Source organism: Roseivivax sp. CAU 1753 (genome assembly GCF_054482575.1).
In genome coordinates this window covers 132,022-152,808 of sequence record NZ_JBTLRF010000008.1, presented here as the reverse complement: position 1 = coordinate 152,808, position 20,787 = coordinate 132,022, and the positions used below count along the sequence as shown (strand labels likewise).

Below are 20,787 nucleotides of genomic sequence, written 5' to 3'. Positions count from 1 at the left end.
GCGCGGTACCCTTGCCAGAAACTCGCTTGTAGCTACCATCACGAAACTCCCCACAAATCAAAGAAGCCTCTGAATCGCAGATCAGGCGTCATGCCGTAAGTGTGGGAGCGGCGCACCGCTTACGATCGGTTGAAACGCTGTAGATATTTTTGGGATCCATGATCTCTGCATCGGCCCGCAGATCACAGGCAATGTGATACTTCCAACAAACCCGCACCGTCCCAACCCACGAGCGGTGCCAACGTTATGTCGGGTACCCTCAGCTGTAGTGGTTCAGATGTGATCTGACAGTTGGCCGTTTTTCTGGCGGCGTCTGTCAGGCGAAGTTCAGTTCACGAACTTTTCCTTCCAGATTTCTTTGCCCTCAATCATGGTCTGGAACGGCGTTCTGCCGCAACACCTTTTGCCCTGATGAGTCCGTTCGGTGTTGTAGTGATACAGCCATTCGTCGAGATCTGCCTGTAACGTGCCGCCGCGACCCGCATCAGAAAACCTTCACCACAGCAGCCATTGGCTAAATGCGCAGCGAACTTCCGCTCTCCGCTCCCTACAGACTTACCATCCTCGCCCCCCCTACCGAGCGCCCAGCTTTTCCCCATCCGCCCTTTGCAACATCACTTCCATTTCATCCAAGCCATCGACGGCGGAGCGCATCTGCGCCTGATCAACGACGCTCGTAGCTTCAGCATCCGCAACCTGGCTTCCAAAATCCATCTCCATCTGTCGTTGTTCCTGGGCGATAACGGCTTGAACGACAGGCGCGGTTTTCTTTGGAACGCCGTCAGTTTGCTGTGACTGTTGGCCATCTGCAGCCTGAGCTGAGTTTTCCACGACGGCGTCAGACCCACATGGTCCATTCGAAGGCGGAGTCATCGGCATGGCGCGCACACTCAGCGGCAGCATGCCTTGCGCCCCCCCTCCCCCCGGCTCCGGAAAGGGCAACTCGCCCGTCTGCGCCGCGTGGATCGCTTTGAACAGCCGGTCGTCGAAATACTGGATCCGCTTCGCCCGGATCGGCATCTGCGCATCGACGACCATGACAATCTCGTCGAGCGGCAGGCGGCGAGCCTCGTCCTCGGGCAGAAGCGAGGTTTCCTCAGTGCGGACGGACTGGCTGCGCCCTTCGAAGGGATTCTTGCCGATGGACCGCGAGCGCGTGACGACAGTCTTCGTGGTCTTGCCGACGGCTTTGCTGAGCTCTTCGACCGTCTTTTCGTCGGAGGGCGTCAGGTAAAGCTTCACGCCGGCGTTGCCCTGCAAAGCACGGCGGGTGTTCTCGCCGTAGATTTCATCGAGGGCGGGGATGGTCTGAGTGACCACAGCCAGGTGGCCGCGATAGGTGCGCAGGGTTTCAATACTCTCGACCACGATGGGCATTTTGCCCAAACGATTGAACTCATCGAGCATGATCATGACCGGCCAGGGCTCATCCGGTCCGGGGTCTTTTTCCTGCATGGCCGAGAGAAGATCGGAGAAGAACAGCCGAATGAGCGGCGCGAGGGGTTTCACCATGAGAGGCTGGACGACGAGGTAGACGGAGAAGGGCTTCTTTCGGATCGTGCGGAAATCAAAGTCCGACACCGCCGTCGCCTCGTCGATCGCCGGATTCTGCCATTGATCGAGCCCCGAGGTCATCAGGAGCGAGACGTAAGAGGTCAGCGTATCGTTGTTCGTCGAGGCCAGCCGCGTGAAGATCAACTTGGCGGCCCTGTTGTCCACCTCATGGCCTCGCGCGAAGTATTCCTTCTGCTTGTTCCCGCCCGAAGCGGCGATGCGGTAGATCTCGCCCAGGGTGGGGCGCTTGCGTTGAAAGGCCAGCAGGCCTGCCGCCACAAAGAGATCGATCCCGCCTTTGAGGAGGCCCTGCACCCTGTCGTTGTCACTTTGCAGGAAGAGCGTCGCCAGGAGCTGCAATTCCATCTGCTGGCGGGCGGGGTCGGTCAGCTCGAAGATGCGCAGGAGCGGGTTGTAGCGATGCGTGCGCTTGCCCTCCCAGTCGGTCGGCGCGAAGCGATAAACCTTGTCGCCCTGCGCCGCGCGGTGCCGGGCTGTTGCTTCAAAGCATTCTCCCTTCACATCCAGGGTGACAGCAGAACCCTGCCAGGTGAGCAAGTTTGGGATGACAAAGCCCGTGGTCTTGCCACGCCCGGTGGGGGCCACGATCAGCGCGTGGGGGAAGGTCTTCGAGCAGATGTACTTCGCGCGGGATTTCGGGGGGCCCAATTTGCCGAGGATGAAGCCTGTGCCGGGCCGCCCGAAGAACCCGTTGGCCTTCATCTCGCCGCGCTTCTGCCAATGGGTCTGACCGAAGCGCGTGAGCGCGGAACCGGACATGGCGATACTCAGCATCAGCCCGGCCACGGCGCAACCGCCGATGATCAGGTTGATCAGCTGGAAATCATCCGGGCGCCGATCCCGGATCGCGAGATAGTGTTGCGCGATATAGGCGAAGTCGATGTCCGCGCCAAAGCCGAGGTCTTTGAAGGTCAGCACCGCGGAGGCGATGGTATAACCGATGGCAGCGGCCACCAGAGTAACCAGCACCACCCCAATGGCGATACGCGCCTTGCCCATTGACCCGCTCAATGGGTCTGCCCGCGCTCAGACTCGCCATCCACGTCTGTGGCGCGGTGTTTTTCATACTCAGTGTCGGCAAGCTCATCGACCACCTGGCGCAGGGCCTCCGAGTTGGCCGTCGCTGCATCTGACTGGAGATAGACCTTGGCGGCGTAGAGCCGGTCGAGACGATCTTCGAGCACCTTCTCCAGCGCGTCGGCATCGCCAGATGTGACCCGGTCCAATTGCCTCTCGTCGAGGACCCGCGCGATCTCGCTTCGGAAGGCATCACGATCAGCTGACGTCTCGAACGGTCCGGTCAGCTCCCCTGCCCGCTCATGGGCCAGCACGCGCTCTAGTTCAGGTGTCTCGATCAGACGCGCGTCTCGTTCTACCTGACTTGCCTCTTGGACGCGCACATAGGTGTCACCCAGACCCTCGGCCAGTTGCTCGGGCATATCCGGGTAGCGCGCCTGCAGGTCCCGCGTGACGGCCACGGAGATCGGCGTGGAGCTGTGGGCACCCATGCGCGCGGCCTCGACTTCCTGTGTGATGCGGGCGGCAAGATCACGATCGACGATCCGCGCCTGGCCGTCCTCATCCATGCGGATGACGTCGGTCGGGCTTTGCAGAAGCTCCGGGTGATCCCGGAGATAGGCACACTGTTCATCCTCGAGCCGCTCCACCGCGCGGGTCTCGATCACGGCCTCATCCCGTTCGCTTAGCGGCGTCTCCAACCGCACCGCATTGGCGGCGTCCTCGATCCGGTCTTCGGTGAGATGCGCGCGGACTTCGCGGGCCTCTTCAATGACCCCATCCCGGCGCAGCACGTTCTCCCGTTCCAAGAGCGTGCCAAGTTCGACATGTACATCGTTGAGACTGTCGCGCGCCTGTTCCAGATCGGCGCGGCGTTCGAGGTTCAGGTTCCGCGCCTCAGCCACTTTGGAGAGATCATTGGCGATCCATTGATGCTCCAGTGCTGCATTTGAGGCGCGCGTCTCGATCCGGGCCACCACTTCCGATGTGCTGATCCCTGTCCCGCGCAGCGCGATGTCTATGCGCGACCGCAAGTGCGGCTCGGCCAGACGCTCGCGCTGGTTGGTGTCGATGTTCGCCTCGGAATAGATCCCGCCCTCCGAGGGGGTCTCTGACAGCGTGGATGATCGCAGACCCAGAGGCTGCATGTGCTGGACCTGCGTCTGGATCTCGATGAGGCGCTTTTCCAACGCGGGACGTTCCGCGTCGGACTTCTCGGCGATCATGCCCTGCACCCGCGCGAGCTTTTCCGCATAGAGACTTCTCAGATCCTCAAAACTTTGATCCTCGGCCATATACACATCTCCTGTTCGGTCCACCTGCCCGCCATGCGCCAGCACCTCACCCGCGCGGAAGAGCGCCGCCGCAATGTCTTCGCGGGCCCCGCGGACCTCGGAGGTCTCCCGGGAGGCCTCCACGGCAAGCGAATGGTAGACGGTTCTGGTGTTGGCGATCTCTGCCAGCGTACGCGTCAGGTCCTGCCCAACACGTTCGCGCTCGCGGGGCGCGCGCCCCTCTTCTTTCGCCGCATAGACCTCGCTGGTCCGGGCTGGGTAATGTACAGCCCCGCGATCCACCCGCCGTGTGGCCTCCAGCCGCACACCATACTTTTCCGCCTCCTCGACCATGGCGAGGCGGAAGTCGTCATAGTTGAAGCGGTGGTTGCGCCCCAGAAAGAAGAACTCGCCTTCCTGCGAGCGGCGGTTCAGCACCAGATGCGCATGGGGGTGATCGCGGTCCTCATGCACCGCGATGATGTAATCGAAATGCCCCGCGTCCGTTTGGAAGAACCGCTCGGCCACATCCGTCGCGATGTCGCGCACATCCTCGCCCCGCGTGCCGATGGGGAAGGACATGAGCATGTGGGTGGTCTGCCCAAGCTTGGGCTTGAAGCCCGCATCCCACCGCTTGGCAAAGCGCTCGGTCAGGTCCTTGATGTCACCCGCCTCGAGCTTCGCCTTGCCATCCAGGAACCCGCTACTGTCCACGATATGGGTTGACTTGATGGTGAGGTAATCGAGCTGGTTTACGAGCTGCGATTTGGTATGCGTGCCCCCGCCCCGGATCGCCTTGAAGACCGCTGGCCGATGCCCTGCTGCCGCGCGCGTAAGCTGGGTCTGCTTGGCCACGTGCAGACCTTGCATCGAGCCCCGGACGCGGCTCCAGCCATCCCGGAAGACCTCGCCCGTGACGGCATGGACGGCATCATTCAGCCGCATGGGCAAACTCCCTCAGCGCGGCCGTGGCCTGCAGCTGCATTGCGTCCCGACGGCGGCGCAGGAGCAGGTCGATCTCGTCAGCAGAATCCAGGATGAACCGCGCCAGCCCGCGCATCTGCGCAAGGCGCAATTCGGTGAACTCGGCACTCGTCCCTCCACCGGCCCCCTGCCCCATCCGGTTGGCCTGCGTCATCTGCTTGGCGATCTGTGCGACCCCATTGCCGACCTCGTGCAGCGAGGCGCGGTAGCGCGCCATCTCTGCCGCCATCTGCGCGTCCGGAACGAACACCCCGCCTGCGGCCTGAATGAGCCGCCGCAGCCCCTCGGCCCGGCTCTCGATCCCCGCCTTCGCCAGCACCTCGTCGAGCGCCGCCAGCTCCGCAGCCGTGACCTTCACACTGACCGCTGAGACCGGGATCGCGGCATCCGTCTGGCGCTCGGCATCGGCTTTGAGCGTGTACTGAATCGCCCGCACCGACACGCCAAACCGTTCCGCTAGCACTGAAGTGGAAACGCCTTCCGCAGCTTCGCGAACGATCTCCATGCGCTCCGCATCGATGAGGCGTTTTGAGCGAGACATGCGAAGAAAGACCCCCTATTTCCTGCCACCTTCCACCAAGGCTGCCCCTACCTTACGATAATATACCAAGCTGTCAATTATATACTTATGTCGAATTCAGGCTCAGGCAGCCTTGGTGTCCGCTTCACGCCGCGGCCCGCAGGGACGCGGCTCTGCCGCCCTCACCACCGGGCGTCCCACCTGTCCTAGGGGTCCCGTCCACCAGCCCCGCCCGAGGGTCTGGCCGAACACGCATGTGTTCGGACGGAACCGCGGGCGGGCGCAAACCCCACCGACAGGGCGGACAGGCAGGGTCAAGGAGGGCCAGATTTGGGCCCCCAAATCTCTGCCGCAAAAACCGGGAGGCCCTGGCCGATAGGTTTTTGTGGATGGCCCCCTTGAGGCTGACTGGCCGCCCTGTCGCGGCCTGATCATTCCGGGCGGAGTGCGTCCGTTGAACGCGCAGGGTCCGGCATCCCTGGAACAGGGATCGGGCCGCCCCAAGATCGTCCTGGGGCGGCCCATCCTCGTCAGAGGATTTAGTCCTGGGGACCTTTCGCGCTTGGCGGGAACATCACCAGCTCCGAGACCGCGACGGGGAAGTCGAGCTTGAGGCTGAAGAACTCCGATCCGTCCCCGTTGCGGGTGTTGCGGAACATCGCGCCCACGCGCTGAAAACGGGTGCGCTCCTGGCCATCGGTATCGGTGAACTTGACAGGGACGGTGGCGACGTAGTGGTTGGTCATTTGGGTTACTCCTTGTTGCGATGGGGATCACCCGGCACGGGGGTAAGAGGCCCGGTCGCAAGCGCAAATGCGGAGGGTCCGCGGCTAGCCGTGGAAGCCGTATTTGTGCTTGCCGAAGCGTGAGCTGAGGGCACGGACGGGCCGACCCCGTGCGATCCAAATCTATGAGCAAAAAGGAGAGACCCGAATTTGTGCCGCCACTTTGCAGTCGCGATCGCGCCCGTCGATACCGATCTGAGGTGGCTTGGTTCGTTCTGATCCAATGCATCTGGATAATGATCCGTCACGCTCACCACATGGCGGGTCAGCGTTCAGCCGCGAGCGAAGATTCGTTGTCTGTGTCGGATGAGTGCCCCTGCTATCGGCACCAGGGTTGAGGGGGTGGGGGACAGCTGGTGCGTCCACATCGGTATGGCACGGCCAAACCTTCAGCAATGAGCGTACTGCCCACGTCCCGACCGTCAACGAACAACGAGCCACAAAGCCGCCCGAAATTGCATCGATCCGTGCCTTCAGTCCCGGGCCGGCAGGAACAGGCCACGCGCTCAAATTCAATTGACGCCGCACCCCGCACCAATTGACCAAGACGCGCTGTTGCCCGTTCCCCGACCTGGCGCTCTGCAGTGCAGGATGGTCTCCATGTCTCAGGCGCGTTAAACCCGACGAGACGCACGTTCGCTGTCATGCCTCGAATATCAATCGTATCACCATCAATGATCCGTACATCGCTGGCTCGAAGCGACCGGTCTTGCGAGGCGGGTCGCTCTGCAGGTGGCGCGACCGGCGATAGGAAACTGGAAGACATCCAGCCCACTCCCAAGTTAGACCGAATTTGCGTCCATTGCCCTTCATCGCGAAGCATTTCGACGCGAGTCCCTTCGCTCAAGACGCCCATCACAGCGTTCGCGGTAGACGGCTCAGAACGTTGGTTGACACGTGTCCCTGTCACATAGACGTAAGTGGTGTTTGTCGTTTGCGATGTGGGAATTGCTGACGGACTGTACGGCTTGGATCGCGAATTCGACGTCTCAAACAATGATCCAACCAATGCGAAGAACCCGACAGCAATTACCAGCGGCACCATGATTTGGCGTTGAGCCTTGCGCACGGCACGCCGAGGTGCGGTGATTGCGCGGCTCACGGAGATCGGACGAGGTCTCGCCTGAACGGCTCTGGAGCTGCGCTTTGGTGCTGGTTTCGAAGTGCCGTCGTCGGCAGCTGCCCTTGTCTGGGCCGGTTTTTCCCCTTCCAGTTTCAGGACTTTGTGCAGGCTGGCGTACTGAGCTTTGCTCAGGCGCGTCTCCGTCCCGTGACGCTCAAACCGTTCAGCCATGTTTGTGAGAAAAGACACTTCCCAATCGTTTGCCTGCCCGGACCGCAAACGCGCATCAATGCGTGATTGAATCTCTTTGGTGCGTTCCGGAGAAAAAGGCATCGAGGAAAAACCTGTTCGGGTGTTGAGCTGCGCAACAAATGTCTTCTGCCGCACGGCCACATTAAGCTGTGATTGCATCGAGATACCATCCAGCCATTCCCAAAACCACATTGGCCGTGTTGCAGTCATCAAGACTTTTGCTACCCGTTGCTGGAGTTCGCTGCGACACGCCTGAGGTTCGCAAACATTTGAGAAACGACGAAAGGGCCGCCCGAAGGCGACCCTCTCAATTCATGTCTCCGCAGTCTTCTTCGCCGCGTCAGCAACCCGCATGACCGTCAGGCCTTTCGCTTCCGCCTTCTGCCCGAGGTTCAGCGCGACCCCGTTGCCACCGAAGAGTACAACCCCCGTCGCCGCGAACTTGTCGTCCAGCATCTCGTCGTTGCACTTGAACGGTGCCGCCCGCCCGTGCGCGGACCAGCGCGGATCGAAGCGCGCCTGCGCGACGCCGCGTGCCCGGGCCCACCGGGCCGCAATCATCTCCGCCCCGTGCTTGCCACCCTTGTGGCAGAGGAAGATCTCCTGGTTGCGGTTCTGCTTGATCCGTTCGCGAACCTTGTCGAGCGTGTTGAAGATCACATCGACATCGGTCCAGTCGGTGGCGCCTGAGACGATCAGGGGCACCCCCTCGACTTTCGACTTCTCGGCAGTCTCGCGGTCGTGCTGCTCGAGGAGCTGCCGCGCCTCGAAGACCGCCCCGGTCTCCTGCGCCCGGACGCTCGCGCGCGACCCGGCTGCCGGAATGAAGGCGTGACCGGTCTCGATCTCGTAGCATTCCGCCGCTGCCTCGCTCATCACCTCGATGGCGCCGACAATCTCGCGCAGCTGCAGAAAGCGCGCCTGCGCCTCTTCGAGCGCGGTCTCGGCGATCTCCGATCCGTCGTGGGATTTTGCCAGCGCGCCGATCTTGTCGGCGGTGCGGTCGACCTCCTTGCCGAGCGCCACCTTGCGGCGCTGGAGGATCGTCGCGAGCCCATGGGCCAGCGGTTCGATTTCCGCTTCAAGCCCGGTCCCGCGCAGCTGACCGAGCAATGCCTCAAAACTCTCGCGGATGATGCGGTCGGTCAGGATATGATCTTCCGGGATCGGCAGCTGCGCGTCCTTTTCGGTCAGTCCGAAAAGCTCGATGGTCTCGTAGGTGTTCGCATTATCGTAAGCCATGTCTGGTCTCCAGTGTTCGGTTCCAAGGCCACCACGTGAGTGTGGGGGCATGGCCGAATGCCTGGTTTCCGAATCTGCCCGGGTCAGGGACGGCGCAGCCGCCGGCTTGCCGGGCGCAAAAGTTTTCCAGGCGCGACGCCAACATTGTGCATACGCTCAATGACTGGACCGCCCTCCCTAACCGCGCCGCCCTCGCCGAAAAGTTTTGCGATCCTTGACGCGGGCTGATTTGGGGGCCATCCGGAGGATATGCTTCCACGCTCATGTGTGTGTGTTTTGACGGTAGGTTTGCCCGACGCGAGCAGGCAAACGGCCCGACCGGACGCGGGAGACGGATGGAGCGGCGGGATCGTTTTGGCCTCGGGCCAAAACAGACCAGAGCGCAATCCGGCGGAGCGGCCGGGGAGGGACGTGCTCGCGAGGCGGGCAAACCGGGGGCCTGGGTGCAACGCCGCGGTGAGGCCGAATGGCCGAATGCGCGACGGACCCAAGGGCCGTTCTCCCCTGCGACACGCGAAGCCGAGAATGGGAGGCCGCAAGGCTTAAGCCAAGGTTGATGTGCAGGCGACTACGCTGGCGACTATACGAAGTACCTACTCCAGCATGCAACATGAGGGCGGGGGGCAGGCCTTCGCTGCCAGTGCACATCCTTTCCCATCATACAGCGAAAACTGACATTCGAAGCTGGAAATTTGATCCATGTTTGGGCTGTTCATCTCAGATAAATAACGGCCCGATTGGTTTCGTGCAGAAGTGTTGGTTATCCCCCCCTGTTACTTGACTGCGTCCAACAGGTTCTTGGACACGGGCATTGTGGCTAAGCTGATCACGAACGAAGCCCCTTTCTTCATGAAATGGGGAGTTACCTCCGAGCAAGGCCTGCCGATCTGGTTCCCGCGCAAGAATACAACTTGAACTGGCAACCACCCGAGAATTTATTTTGCTTCGCAACTCTCGGCCGAAATGGGCACACACCTTACCGACCTGCGCTGCGCCCCACGCATGCCATTCTGTTGACAACATCGGCCCGCAAGGACAACCATAGGGTCAGTGTCTCGTAGCGTTGGCTATTTAGGACTTTGCAGGCCGCACTACGAACGGTGTCAGCTAATATGCCTTTGGAGAACGGGACAACGATCAGAAATACACGGGGCACGATAATTGACGCAGGCGACTTTAGATTGTTCTTTGCGGGACGCTCAGAATAAACTCAGATCCTTGGATTATATGGTGATGCGGTCCCAGCTTCGAGCCGACGCCTCACCATTCCTCGGACTTGCACTTGTCGCTGAGAAATTGCCGGAGGCCAAGGATGCGCTTTATGCGCTGTCGGACTGGCGGCTTGATGTCTTGATGCAGAAGTTTGGATATGCGGTCAGTTGGGCAATTTGCGCAACACTGTCCGAACACTATGGCGAAGATGGCAATGCCAAGGTTTGGCCTTTGGTTGAGAATATCTTGGGGAGGACATTGAAACTGCCGGAAGAGCGCAAACTGATAAATGAATCTTTTCGGCGGTCGTGCCAAAAACTCGGCCTCGCATCCGATGGATTTGACCGTTCTGTTCAGGCTTTCCAGGTCCACGCGGGCGTATCGCGCTCCCAGTTGCACCATCTGGCGAGAGTTTTCATTGCTCAGGAACGCTCGATCGGATTGCCCGAGCAAGATGACATCGTCTTGCTGAATCGCTGGGAGGATGATGCCCTTCACTTCTTGGATGCAGGCGTACACGTGCTGCAACGTCCCATCTTGATGGATCATTCAGCCTGGATGGCATCGGCCTATGTCGACTGGCGTCGGGATCAAAATGCGCTGCTGGAAACATCAAGCTACCTGAAATACTTTAGCGAACAGTTGCAAAAGGTATTCGACGGCTCCGGCGGCGCAGCGACCCGTATCGCTCCAGTGCCTCGGCTTGTTTGGGAGGATGGGCGTCCACAGTTGTCGATCCCCGGGCAACAGCAGCGTTACAAAATATTTCTTGATGGTCAGTTGCATAGGGTTCGTGCCGGGCGTCTTTGGCCTCTGCCTTTTCCACTTCCCGCCGAAGTCACATGGCAAGGAACTAGACCAGGGTGCATCCGCCTGTTTCAGACGACGGATTTTGTCGTGTTCGACAGCAACACCGGTCGCCAGGTCGAATTGACGTCTCGCGTTGTCGACGAGGAAACCCGGCTCAGCGGCGTGGTTGCGACCGCCATCGTGGTCTCAAAGGAAAACTTCTCTGTAAATGGCGAACCGAGCCGGGAAACGGTGCCTGAACTCTACAGCGCCAACGTCGACCTTCGTTCGGGCAAGATGGTGCTGGCTCGAGGCTCAAAACATTGGACGCTTGGCGGTGTGCGTCGGCCGCAAATCTCGATACATAACCAAAAGATTGCGAAGGGTCTTGGTGGCCCCAACCTTTGGGGACCCGAGGCCGAAGTGGAGCTCGATTTTGGCTCCAGTGAATTGCTTGCTGGACATACTGACGGCAAACGACGTCGCGCCTTTGTCCGTGTCGAGACGCAAGGCGAAGCAAAAGATATGGAAATCGAAGCAGATGGGCGCGGCATCGCGACGGTAAAGGTCGCCGAGGTCGTAGAAGCTGCGGGCTTGCCTCCTCATGCAGACCCGATCGCGCTTTCACTTACGCTGCTCCGCACGAATGCCGAGTCAACAGAACGCGTCCTGACACGCTTCAAGCGGAAACTGATTGTCTGGCCTGGTTTTCGAGGGCTGCAAGGCGTTCTCATCCGGTCTGAGGACCCACCGCGTAACTTCGTTGACGTTGAGGCCAGACATGTCGTGCGCGACGATGCTGGGTTCCTCTGCCTCGAACGCGGTGGCGGTTACGTTGAGGGTCGGCTTGCCTTCAATATTGGCCGAGAGGTGAGCCTATTCAACGTTCGCGCGAAACTCTTGTCGGGCGTTTTGGAACGCATCGATGGGACGGTTACACCCTGGAAACTTGGCGGTGCCATCATCAAAGGCTCGGCGACCAAGAGCGATGCTCTGGTGCTCACATCTCCTGATGAGCGCGCGAGCCTGAAGGTTGGCTCGCGCATTATCGCCGATCCGTTTCGAGATGGACCGACCTACGCGATCCCGATAGCAACCTTGGATGGTGGAGACATCGTTCATGTGTCGGAGGCTGGTGCTCCGACTTTAATCGCGACCGTGGAAAGCGCGTCGATGCCGTCGAATGTTGTCATCCGCACCTGGTCCGGCGGCACCCGTATTTCATTTTCAATGCCGTTCATTGTCGGCGGGATCATGGTGATGCTCCAAACGGAGGATGGTCACCATGATCAGAGTGAAATTAGTTTCGACCATCTTCGTGCTGCCCATCCATGTCAGTTCTGGCTGCTCGACCCTAAGGTGAACGGGAAGAACGTGGAACTTGAACTCAACGGAGCGCCTTTGAATGGCCTGAACTTGATCACCCTCAAGGTGCGTCGCGTCGGAAAGGAAGATTGGACCCAACTCAGCAACGCACGGGATGATTTATACGCCTTCCCACTTATGGCTGGCGCTGCGGCTGAGCCTACTGCATCTGCCCTTTGCAGGCTCGAGGACTGGCTCTCAAGATGCTACGCACCTGATGTCTGGGACGGAGGCCTTGGCAGGGCTCTGCAACACCGCTGGTCGACTCTTGTCCATCAGGTCTCCCTTTTGCCTGGTGGCACCGAGCGACTGCTTCTGCTGTCCCTGCAAGAGGATGAACTTGACTGGTTGCCGATGCTGCACGTTATTCAGGAAACTCCGACACTTTTCGCCGCCGATGCAATCAAATTCCATGGGTTCTCCAGTTCCAATGGCGCGGATCGAATCTTGAGAGTGATCGCCGACGCATCCTCTCGTCGGCTGCGCGATTTGGATCTCAGTCCGATGGCGATGCTCGCGTTTCCGAATGCGAAGCGTGCGGACATGGCTGGAGAAAAGCTCCGCAACTTCCGACCCAGTAGTTTGCCGGTAATCTTCTCAACACTGGCTGAGAAGCCGAGTGAATGGCTGGCCAAGGACGCGCTGGGACCAGACCATGCTTGGACCGGCCTGAGCCTCTTGCGCGATCGTATTGAAACCCACGAGATTCTTGGGGCAGGCGAGGCTGAGGCGCGGATGTCGCTGCGCAGTGCCGATCTGAATCGCGTGTCTGTCGCGTTACAAGATCCGATTTTGTCGGATCGGTGCTTGAGCACGGAAAATGAGAACGATGCTTCTGTCCATCTGATCGAACGGGCTCTTGCATCGTTCGCGGTTCGAAACCGTGAGGGCGCCGAGGCCGTCGAAGCCATGATAGAGAAGGCGTCGATGAAAACGGGAATGAGCAAAGGTAAAGTTCTCGCGTCCGTAGGTGAAATGATCCGATTGGGCAGAGAAATCTTCATTTTCCATCTGATCGCCGCCGAGATGGAAAAAAGGAGCAGGCCGTGAAAGACCATGTAAGCGGAGAAATCAGCGCGGCAGAGTTGGACCCACTCCAATTCCGGAGAACGCTCGAGGCGCGCATTCGAAGCTTTACGACGGCCGCTGCTGCCGTCTCTCCGGTCGTCGCGCCCGCGCTGGGTGAGGCCATCAGCAAGATGATCGAGGGGGAGACTCTCATAAGGGGCCCTTTTGTCGAGAGCTTGCCTGATTTTGAGAAGGGAGACTCGATCGAACAGCTGGTCTCGGAAAAGCTGTTGTCCGAGAAGTGGCAAGGAATGTTCAAAAAAGCGCCTGATCTTTGGAGACGGCCGCTACATCGCCACCAGCAAGCTGCGATTGGCCGTGATGACAATTACATCGTCGCCACGGGAACGGGATCGGGGAAAACGGAATCCTTTCTATTCCCATTGATCAACGACATCATGCGTCACGGTATCGGCAAGCCTGGAATCAAGGCGATCCTCGTTTACCCTCTGAACGCGCTGGCCACCGACCAGATGTTCCGTATCGCGCGTTTGCTTTTCAACGAACTTGACGATCCGAAGATTACGCTCGGGCGCTTCACGGGGCAAACCACCCCCGGTGCAAGCCGTTCGGAGATCGAGCGCGAAATCCTGTCGTCACCCAGCTTTGAGGACGCCTTCCCCGGAGTTCAAAAAGCGCCCTCTGGATGGCTGCTTTCTCGCTCCGAAATGCTTGAGACGCCACCGGACATTCTTATAACGAACTATGCGATGCTTGAGCATGTGTTGCTGTTGCCAAGAAATCGAGCGCTACTGAAAGATGCCGATCTCCGCTGGCTCGTCCTGGACGAATTGCACACCTACGCCGGTGCCCAAGCGATCGAAGTCGCATTTCTAATTCGAAAATTGAAGGCCAATATCGGCATGTCGACCGGGACCCTCAGGTGCGTCGGAACGTCAGCAAGCTTGGACCCAGAGCGAAAGGACGATTTGGCGAAGTTCGCGTCAGATCTCTTCAACGAGCCGTTCGGTGCTGGCGACGCGGCGGTCATCACAGGCGAGCGCGAACTCCATCCGCGCTTGCGCGAAGACCTGACAACATATTCGCTCGCCCCGGAAGACTGGGTTTCGCTCGGCGAAGGGTTGGCGCGTCTGCGTAAAGACGGCGGCCTTTCCCCTGAAGAAGAGCGCTTTCATATTGAAAACTGGAACGAGGAGCTGGGCTCCTGCTTACCACTCGAAGGCGACGATCTCGGCGAAGCGCTGTTAACGGCTCTTTCGACCCTGACCGAGGTCCGTCAGGTTGCCACAGCGCTCCATAACAAGGCGAGCGGCTTGATGCTGCTCGAACGCTTGGCTGGGGTCATATTTGACGGCGTGGAGCAGGAATTGGCCGAACGCGCGCTGATTGCGCTCGTGAATGTCGCGGTTCTCGCGGTGCCACGACATGGGGGCGGGTTCCCCCTTCTTCCAGCCCGTTACCATATTGCCGCAACCACGATTGAGGGAGCATTGGTAGAACTTTCGGCGGATGCGCCGGAAAGATGGAGTCGGGTGCTTGCAGGAAAAGTGGGGCGAGACGCCACCAGTGACGCCCCAGCTGCCTTTCCGTTGCTCGTGTGCAGGACGTGTGGAGAACCTTACGTTGAAGCTTGGGACGATGGCCGCCGATTGGCCGCTCTTCCACCTCGCAACAACAAGGGCGAACGGACCGTGCTCCGTTTGATCGGCACTACGCCAGCAGCTTTGGACGAAGAAGAGGACGAAGACGAAGAAACGGAATTCGTCCACATTGATCCGCGAACCGGCTCGATCGAAGACGATCCGGGAGAGGGGATCATCTCGCTCCAAGTTGCCGAGTGCGTTGATGACGACCATGATCGAAAGAAATACGTGAAAGCCTGCTTGGCGTGCGGGGAGAAGAAGGGTGCCTTTGCCGAACCTCTGACGACTATCTACGCCGGTGACGAGTCCACTTCGGCTATGGCCACGCAAACGCTGCTCGAAGCACTACCCGCCAAACTCGACTCAGACGCGCCGATGCAGGGCCGTTCACTGCTCGCTTTCTCTGACAACCGACAAGACGCCGCATTCTTTGCTCCGTTCCTCGAACGAATTTCAAGGGTCGAGGCGGTCCGCGGGGCTATCATAGATGCTGTTCGTTCCGAAGAAGATCTGTCGATCACCAACCTCTCGGCGGAAGTGAGTGCACGTCTCAAGAAGCATCGATTTCGCGTTTTCGACAGAGGCGATCAATCGGTCCCGCTCTCTGGAACGGAGCTGAAGGACCGGATGACGGCCCTTGTGACAGCGGAAATTACACTCGGTGGACGTGGTCGGGATTCGCTCGAAGCATACGGCCTGCTCTCAGTCGAGCACGATGGCTTGGACAAGATTGAGCGTCGCGTGTCCCGAAGTCTGGAAGACCACGGTAAGCCGCATTTGAGCGGTTACGCCTCCGGTGTGATGCATCTGATTTTGATGATGATGCGACAGAGCCGGGCAATCTCCGATTTGGATGGCCGCCTGGATCTCGGTGATGAAGCGGTTTGGGGACGAGGACTGGGATCGGAGCGTATCTCCTGGGAACTTCGAAAGGAAAGCAACGCCTCGCGAATTCGCCGAGTCCTGCCGACGAGGCCGCGCGATAGGACACGATTGATCTGGGTGTTGTGCGACCGGCTCGGATTGTCCCGAGAAGACGCGGATACCATTGCGGAAGCGTGTTGGGACGAAATGGTTCGACCGCGTGTTGGTGTTCTGAAGAAGGGCAGCTTGGCGATGGTCATCGACCTCGACAAGATCAAGCTCGGCGAGACCTCAGAACGATTTCGTTGCAGCTCTTGTGGTCGGATTGCTTCTTTTGACTTGGGTGGCGTCTGTCTTGCTAACAGATGCGAAGGGTCAGTGTCTAAGCTTCCGGCCCCTGGAGAAGACGCGAACGTGACGCGGAATTTTTACGTGCGACGGTGGCTCACCCAACCGGGTGCCGCGATCTCCCGAGAGCATACTGCGGCAATCGGATCTGCGCTTCGGAACGAGATCGAAGGTAAGTTTAGAACTGGCGATGTAAATGTCCTTAGCTGCACGACAACCATGGAAATGGGCGTCGATTTGGGTGACCTCGAAGCGGTTATTTGTCGGAATGTCCCGCCAGGGATCGCAAACTACCAGCAGCGCGCGGGGCGCGCTGGCCGACGCGCTCAGGTTGCGCCTATTGCGCTCACGATCGCCAGGGGCAGTCGATACGACCAGGCATCTTTTCGTCGATTTGACGACTATCTGAAGGCGTTGCCTAACGTTCCCTATATCAACCTCGAAAACCCGCGTTTCTTCCATCGTCATCAGGTGTCCTGCATTCTCGCTGGGTGGTTTACGCAACGATTGGCTACCAGTTCGCGTTCGGGCTCTCCGAGACTTCGCGACGTGCTGGGGGAGCGACTGGACAGCGCTGCCCACAAAAGTCTGCTGGAAGACTTCACGATCTGGTTGCAGTCGGACGCCGGAGACGTATCTCTGAAGAAGGCGGAAGCCATGGCTGCGGGATTGCCTAATGGCGTCGCTCTCCAGGGCGCGGAGTTGATGAGGCATGTAAAAGATGAGTCCCTGTCGCGATGGCTGGACGATGTTTGTGGCCGCTGGCAAATGATCGACGACCGCTCTCAAAGAGCTGAAGAGCAGGCTGCGTCTGCGGAAAGCGAAGACGAAAAGCAAAAAGCCAACGGACGCGTGTATCGGGCCGGTAGGGAGAAACAGCTCTTCCTCGATCGTCTTTTGACCGAAAGCCTTTCCAGGCTCGGGATAATTCCGACTTACAGTTTCCCGGTGAGCTCGTTGAGTCTGGAGGTCGTCCGAGATCGCGGTCACGGGCGCGGGAGTGATGATATCGAACTTGCGCGAGACGCGTCGCTTGCGATCTCTGAGTTCGCGCCTGGGGCGGAGACGATCGCAGCAGGCAGGGTGTGGACCAGCGCCGGTATCTCCCGACGCAGTTCGCATAGCGCGAATGACGTCTGGATGGACGAAGGCCGTCTCCAGATTTGCAGAGATTGCCGAAACGTAGAGCGCCTTCCTAAAGAAGGAGAAACTCTTCAGGCTTGCCCCTCCTGCAACGGAAGTCTGGAACCTCCGCGGCGTTTCGTGGAACCGGTTGGCTTTTTGACGAACTATAAGGATCGTGCTGGTGGCGAGCCGGGCTCGTCCAGATTGCGACCGCGGGCGGTCGATGAAGCCCGTCTGCTTACAAAGGCACCATCCAGTCTAATGGGCGCGACCGATGTCCGCGACGTGAGCACTTTTTTCGCGTCGGCGATTGGGAGTGTGGATCATCCAGAAGGTCAGATGATCGTCGTTAATCGTGGTCCGAACGGGACAGGCTACATGCGCTGCCCCAGATGCGAACACGCTGAACCAGCGGCCAGGAACTATTTCGGGTTTGGGCCGGTCGCATCCAAGCATCACGATCCCCGGACCGGAGACCAATGCCCGGTCGAAGAACTGAAAGGAGCGACGGATCTCGCTCACACTTATTCGACAGATATCAGGCTGATACGGATAGCCGTCCCGATCGACCCTCCATCGTCATCGGTGGATCAACGTGCCTGGCAAGAAGATGTCCTGCGTGGTGCAGCCGAAGCAATCAGGCTTGCAGCAGCGGATATGCTCGGAACCGATCCCAGGGACCTCCGCGCCACATTCGAACTAGCCCCCGCTGGTGGTTTCGACGTTGTATTGGCAGACGCCACGCCTGGAGGTGCTGGCTACGCTCGGAGGCTTGTCGAAGAGAGTCGCTTTTCTGCTCGCCTTCTACTTCTCGAAGCAATCAACAAACTCGATTGTGAAAAGAACTGTCAAACGACCTGCGTCCACTGTCTGAATGACTATTCCAATCAGATTTGGTGGGATCGCATGGATCGGCATCTCTCGCGCACTTGGCTTGAGCGAGTTGTGGCACGATCGATAGCGCGACCGAAACATGTGCCAGAGAATGCGGTTCCCTGCATGGCACCGCTCGGGATTGCTCTCGGACCTGTTTTGAAGGGCCACAAACAGATGATCGCAGTTGGGTCTTCGATTTGGGGAGCAGAGGAACCCGAAGCGTCCTTAGGCAGTGCCCGAGCCCTGCGCGATTGGCTGGAGGATGATCGCGAACGTCGTGCGTGGCTTGTCATTCCTGAACACGATCAGGACAGCCCAACCGGAACAGATAAGCAGATCGCTGAGATGCTTAGGCCAGCTGAAGACTCCGGCAACCTTGTCATCGTCCGGATGACTCAAAGCAAGCTTACAGAAGCCCCGCGTTTGACGTTGTTCGGCGGCATCACGAATGAAGAGCTCTTTGACGCTGAACCAAGGCAAGGCTTACTGGCTGGCCTCGGGAACGGCATCTGTTTCCGACGACACGGTGTGAACGATTTACAGTCGTTGTGGATCGCCAAACATGTTCAAGCCGTCTTGAAGGCTCCGAAATCGGAGCTGTTTGCAAAGCTTCTTGATCGGCTGGTCGTTCACCGTTTTCAGGCCGGAAAGCCAAGAAATATTGCGGCGGTATTTCAGGAGCTAAGTGGGCAGACAGTTTCTCTTGCCATCCAAGACCCTTGGATCGGCGCACAGCATCGCAACCGTGAAAAACTCGGTGAGTTCCTTCGTGCGCTTCGGCAGACGGGCGTCATAATCGCGTCTCTGAAACTGACTTGGAACCCTCGGAACGGAGACGATCACAGCAAAATACAGAGTGACGGATTGCTAAATGTATCTCAGCCGTGCGTTTCCGGGGAGATTGCGCTTCGACCGTGGGAGCCCTCACGCAGCCAACACTTCCACGATCGGATTGTTCAAATTCAGCAGGAAACCTCAGGGACTTATTGGCGAGTGGATGTCACGTCTGGAATTGACAACCTTATGTCTCACCAAAAGGAGTGTAATTTGTTCATCGAAAAGCTTTAGTTCCGGCAAGTAGCCGTTTGCCGCGCCAAGAGTTAGCAACTGTGTCGATTCGCTGGGCTGAATCTGCCACGCCTTGCCGATCTCTTCGGGCTTCTCTCGTTTCCCAGCCATAGCTGATCCTCCAATTTGAGGGATAATCTGTCCCAGTTGGTGGACGACTTTCAGGGGGCTACTCCACTCGGACCCTGATTTATAACCGAGTATTCACTCGGTTGGCGCTAAGTCAGTTTGCCTACTTCGAGGTTGTGACGCGTCGATTTTGCGAGGTGGTTAGGACATGATGACATCGCGCTTTCGGGCGGGTAGCGCAAATGCGGTACAGCGCTCGATATGGGCGATGAGACTCTCGACCTCGACATCGAAGTTGTCGAACCATGGAACTTTCCCCGAACTTGCCGCCACGCGTCCGCCCTCGATAGTTCAATAATATATTATAGTATCACATTTGCATCAGATCGCAAGCGGGCGGCGTCCTTCCCACAAACGGACATGGAAAAAGGGGAACCGTGTTGCCACGGCTCCCCTTTCTGTGCGGTTTGTCTAACCTCGCGCGCTGATCAGGCAACCAAGGAGAGCCCCACGCCTGCGTCCTGCGGCTGCTCACCACTGTCGATAAACGGGATGATCGAGAAGGTCTGCCCGCCGCGCTGTTCTTCGTTCTGCACGGCGTTGACGCGCAGGTCGCCATCGGGCGTATTGATCAGCAGCGACAGGTAGTCATTGCCCGTGCGGCTGCTTTTCGCCATCCAGGCCGAGCCGACGCGGATCGGTGTGCCCCGGGGCGAGCTGACCTCGATGCGATAATCAGGGTGAGTCTCCTCGGATTTGTAGCCGTTCTCGATCAGCATGAACTCCAGATCGAACATCATGTTGGCGATGTAGCCGGTGAAGGCGTTGTCGGCGTCCATGGCGGTGAGCTCGCCCGAGATCGAGCCGGATTTCATCAGGCCGTTCGAGACCAGCGGGATGATCTCGAATTCGCCGCTCTGGGCCGCGCGCGCCTCTTTCGTCTGCACAGCGTTGACCCGGAACGGACCCAAGCCGACATCGATCTGCATCGAGATGTAGGGGTTGCCGCTGGTATTGCCGGTCTCGTTCCAGGCCGTGCCGATGCGCACCTTGCGGCCTGATTTGTTGACTGCCGTCACGTCAAAATCCGGGCTGCGTTCAGACATCTTGGCCCGCGCCTCCAACTGGATGGCGATGTCAAAGCGCGTCGAGTGGATCATGCCGGTGTACTGAGCGGCTGCGGTCTCGACATTGCGGGTGAGGGTTCCTGCGAACATGGGATGGTTCCTTTTGGATTGGCCGGTGCCTGACGTTCTTGCCAACGCATCCGGGATTGCTTTCTCGACCCCTTGAGGGATCACAAATCAGAAAGCCTGCTTTCCTTTCAGTCTCGCCCACGGGTCAGAGCTGCCGTCCGAGTGGGAATGCACCCACGCTTCCGGGTGCTACGCCCCTCCCCTGCCCGTCTGGTCTTGATTGGCTGCCTGGATTTTCTGCGGCGTCCTTCGATTGCGCGATGAAGAACTCCGTTTCTTTTCCGTTCAACCGTTGCCCGCTCCGGTCTGTCAGGCCGATGCAGCTACCATTCCGCACATAGGTGATCAGGTACTGACCGAGCCTGTCCTTGTGGACAATGTAGCCGGTATTGGCCCAATGCACGGTCTGGCCGGCATCGACGGCCGCCCTGATTTCATCGAGTGTCATGTGATCCTCCTCAAGTAGAATGGTGGGGAAACGACTCTAGAAG

At 59.1% G+C, this 20,787-nt stretch carries 10 protein-coding genes and 1 pseudogene; 2 read left to right on the top strand and 9 right to left on the bottom strand.

The window, feature by feature from the left end; translation table 11 throughout:
* Positions 1-327 precede the first annotated feature (327 nt).
* From ACXYMN_RS16180 to ACXYMN_RS16150, 7 genes and pseudogenes are all read right to left on the bottom strand, one after another.
* Positions 328-465, bottom strand: a pseudogene (locus ACXYMN_RS16180) (IS481 family transposase); the annotation flags it as partial.
* A 108-nt stretch (positions 466-573) separates the two neighbouring features.
* Entirely contained in the window at positions 574-2,574 is a 2,001-nt protein-coding gene (locus ACXYMN_RS16175; protein ID WP_459014693.1) for a type IV secretory system conjugative DNA transfer family protein, read from the bottom strand.
* Positions 2,575-2,582: 8 nt separating this feature from the next.
* On the bottom strand, positions 2,583-4,811 hold the full coding sequence (locus ACXYMN_RS16170) for a relaxase/mobilization nuclease domain-containing protein (protein WP_459014692.1): 2,229 nt from the start codon (positions 4,809-4,811) through the stop codon (positions 2,583-2,585).
* Entirely contained in the window at positions 4,798-5,391 is a 594-nt protein-coding gene (locus ACXYMN_RS16165) for a helix-turn-helix domain-containing protein (RefSeq protein WP_459014691.1), read from the bottom strand. Before ACXYMN_RS16165 ends, ACXYMN_RS16170 begins: the two co-directional genes overlap by 14 nt.
* A 518-nt stretch (positions 5,392-5,909) precedes the next feature.
* Positions 5,910-6,116 carry a hypothetical protein gene (locus tag ACXYMN_RS16160; RefSeq protein WP_459014690.1) on the bottom strand — a complete coding sequence of 69 codons (207 nt, stop codon included), beginning with the start codon at positions 6,114-6,116 and terminating at the stop codon, positions 5,910-5,912.
* Positions 6,117-6,474: 358 nt separating this feature from the next.
* Positions 6,475-7,662 (bottom strand): SH3 domain-containing protein, encoded by a 1,188-nt coding sequence (locus ACXYMN_RS16155; RefSeq protein ID WP_459014689.1) that lies wholly within the window; start codon positions 7,660-7,662, stop codon positions 6,475-6,477.
* A gap of 120 nt (positions 7,663-7,782) precedes the next feature.
* Positions 7,783-8,712, bottom strand: a complete 930-nt coding sequence (locus tag ACXYMN_RS16150; protein WP_459014688.1) for a DUF2493 domain-containing protein — start codon at positions 8,710-8,712, stop codon at positions 7,783-7,785.
* A 1,233-nt stretch (positions 8,713-9,945) separates the two neighbouring features.
* Here ACXYMN_RS16150 and ACXYMN_RS16145 point away from each other — a divergent pair.
* Together ACXYMN_RS16145 and ACXYMN_RS16140 are read left to right on the top strand one after the other, a co-directional pair.
* Positions 9,946-13,128, top strand: coding sequence for a hypothetical protein (locus ACXYMN_RS16145; protein WP_459014687.1), 3,183 nt, complete (start codon positions 9,946-9,948; stop codon positions 13,126-13,128).
* On the top strand, positions 13,125-19,031 hold the full coding sequence (locus ACXYMN_RS16140) for a DEAD/DEAH box helicase (protein WP_459014686.1): 5,907 nt from the start codon (positions 13,125-13,127) through the stop codon (positions 19,029-19,031). The genes ACXYMN_RS16145 and ACXYMN_RS16140 overlap by 4 nt, the downstream gene beginning before the upstream one ends.
* Before the next feature lie 557 nt (positions 19,032-19,588).
* Here the strand turns inward: ACXYMN_RS16140 and ACXYMN_RS16135 are convergent.
* Both ACXYMN_RS16135 and ACXYMN_RS16130 read right to left on the bottom strand, forming a co-directional pair.
* Entirely contained in the window at positions 19,589-20,317 is a 729-nt protein-coding gene (locus ACXYMN_RS16135; RefSeq protein WP_459014685.1) for a DUF736 family protein, read from the bottom strand.
* A gap of 124 nt (positions 20,318-20,441) precedes the next feature.
* On the bottom strand, positions 20,442-20,744 hold the full coding sequence (locus tag ACXYMN_RS16130; protein WP_459014684.1) for a hypothetical protein: 303 nt from the start codon (positions 20,742-20,744) through the stop codon (positions 20,442-20,444).
* Positions 20,745-20,787: the final 43 nt, after the last annotated feature.